The sequence below is a fragment of the Bradyrhizobium sp. genome, from assembly GCF_049581145.1.
GTDB lineage: Bacteria > Pseudomonadota > Alphaproteobacteria > Rhizobiales > Xanthobacteraceae > Bradyrhizobium.
In genome coordinates this window covers 1-1974 of sequence record NZ_JBAURI010000409.1, presented here as the reverse complement: position 1 = coordinate 1974, position 1974 = coordinate 1, and the positions used below count along the sequence as shown (strand labels likewise).

The following is a 1974-nucleotide window of genomic DNA, read 5'->3' as shown; positions in this document are numbered from 1 at the left end:
ATCGACCAGCCTTCGCCCCATCTGGTCCTGATCTCGAGCTTGATGTTGTTGTGCTTGAGCTGCGCGCGCAGCTTGCACATTTGCACGTCGAGGATCTTCTCATCCGGCCATTCGCATTCCGGCAGGCTCTCGAACAGCACGGTATAGAGGCCGTCGCGCGTCACGAAGTCGCGCGACAGCAGCATGCCGACGATCTGCGCGTGCCGCGGCTCGATGCCGAGCGCCTCGCGGATGCGGCTGCAGGTCGAGCGGTCCACGCCCAGGATCCCCTCGAGCTGCTCGATCCGGTCGAGCAGATGTTGCACGTTCCTCATTCGTCTCCCCCCGTCATTCCCCGGCCGATCGGCGTGCCGCCGATGCTGTCGACCAGCCAGCCGGACCCGCGCCACGCCGCATAAAGCGCGGCTGCCACGAACACCGTCACGCATAGACATCGCAGCATGCTGCTAGCCCTCCGCCGGCGGCGCGGCATCGACCTGCCCGGTTTGCTCCGCCGGTTTCGCCGGCACGATGACGCGCTCGATGCGAGTCAGCACGTTGATGGGATCGCCGTCTTCGTCGCCCGACATCGGCTGCGTCGGCTTGCCCCAGGCGCGATCGAGCAGCGCCTGCGCCGCCGAGATCCGCGCCGCGGCCGGCGCCTCCTCGTTCTTCATGATAGCGGCGAGCGCCTTGAGGGCCGCGGCGGTGTGCCGGCGCGCCCTGGCCTGAATATCAAGGATTGCCCTCGTCATTCGCGCAATTCCACAGCGGCCCAAAAACGGGACGGCAGGCTAGATCCCGAGATCGTTGGTGAACTGGCCCATGACCGACAGGAAATCCTCGGTCTGGCCCTCGATCTTCTGCGCGACGCTGCCGACCGCGGACGACACCGCCTGCCGCTGGCGCGCCAGCGTCGCGCGCAACAGCTCGACCTGCGCCGCCTGGATCTCGCCCATCATGCGGGTGTGCTCGTCCATCATCTGCTTCACGCTCAACCCGGCGGATGCGGGATGCGCGGTGGCCGAAGGCAGCGGCGCGGCGGCCGACGATGCTGCTGCCACCTGCACGTTCACAGCCGGCAAAGCTGCAATGGCAGGCGCAGCTGGAATCGGCGTTCCGGCCGGCATCTGCGCGATCGCGGGTGACGCAATCGCGGCGCGGATCGCCTGCTCGACGTCGATATCGGATGCGCCGGCGTCGAGCGCGATCACGCGCCCATTCAGATTGTAGTTCTGCCGGCCCGCTAGCATCTGCATCGTCAGCGTCTCGATGCCGGGAATGTCGCGCAGCCGCGTCTTCAAGTCAGCAATGCCCATCTCACCCTCGTTTCGAATTGGTGCGAGCGTGAGGAAACTGTGATTTGCCTTAAGGCTTCAATTTGCCGGACACGGTTTCTGTGGATGGCCGCGCCGGCCATGCACAGATTTGCGAAGGCCGGCCGCGCAGCGCGTTCGGGCGGCGGCGTCGCCGACATGGATTGCCTTGCTGCGCTCGCAATGACGGCGAGCGATCGAAGCGCAACTCCTCCCCGTCATTGCAAGGCGATGTCCGGTACCGCATATGTGATGGGAGGGATGATCGACAGCTGCCCCTGCGGGAGCGTAGCTTCCGCCTCGCCAGGCGCCGCCATTTTCGCCGCCTGGGAACGACCGGCGCGGTTCTGCTCCGAGCCGGATTCCGATCGCTGCGCCAACCGGCGTGAAACAAAAGGCGGCGCGTGCTGCGCGCGGCCTCTCCAGCAAAGCCGGCGATCCCTGGACATCATGGAGATCGCCAGAACTCGGCGCGAACTGACGAGATCGCGACCGAAGCGTGTCTGTCGCCATGCGGACGGCGGCTGATGCAAGACCGTCAACTCAAGACCGTCGACCCAAGATCATGGACCAAGGAGAACGTCATGAAAGTGCTGATGGTGATCACATCCCACGACCAGCTCGGCAACACCGGCAAGAAGACCGGCTTCTGGCTCGAAGAGCTCGCCGCACCCTACTA

At 65.6% G+C, this 1974-nt stretch carries 4 protein-coding genes and 1 pseudogene; 1 reads left to right on the top strand and 4 read right to left on the bottom strand.

Translation table 11 applies throughout. The annotated features are described in order from the left end of the window. The 4 genes from WCB02_RS13220 to WCB02_RS13205 all read right to left on the bottom strand — a co-directional run. Nucleotides 1-314: hypothetical protein (locus WCB02_RS13220; RefSeq protein WP_423958673.1), on the bottom strand; the 314-nt coding region annotated here is incomplete at its 3' end. Continuing rightward, nucleotides 311-442, bottom strand: a complete 132-nt coding sequence (locus WCB02_RS13215; RefSeq protein ID WP_423958672.1) for a hypothetical protein — start codon at nucleotides 440-442, stop codon at nucleotides 311-313. The genes WCB02_RS13220 and WCB02_RS13215, both read right to left, overlap by 4 nt. Nucleotides 443-446: 4 nt before the next feature. Next, nucleotides 447-734, bottom strand: a complete 288-nt coding sequence (locus WCB02_RS13210) for a hypothetical protein (RefSeq protein ID WP_423958671.1) — start codon at nucleotides 732-734, stop codon at nucleotides 447-449. A 39-nt stretch (nucleotides 735-773) separates the two neighbouring features. After that, nucleotides 774-1298, bottom strand: coding sequence for a hypothetical protein (locus tag WCB02_RS13205; RefSeq protein WP_423958670.1), 525 nt, complete (start codon nucleotides 1296-1298; stop codon nucleotides 774-776). 581 nt (nucleotides 1299-1879) lie between these two features. Between WCB02_RS13205 and WCB02_RS13200 the strand changes: the two are divergent. Further along, nucleotides 1880-1974 (top strand): annotated as a pseudogene (locus tag WCB02_RS13200) (type 1 glutamine amidotransferase domain-containing protein); the annotation flags it as partial.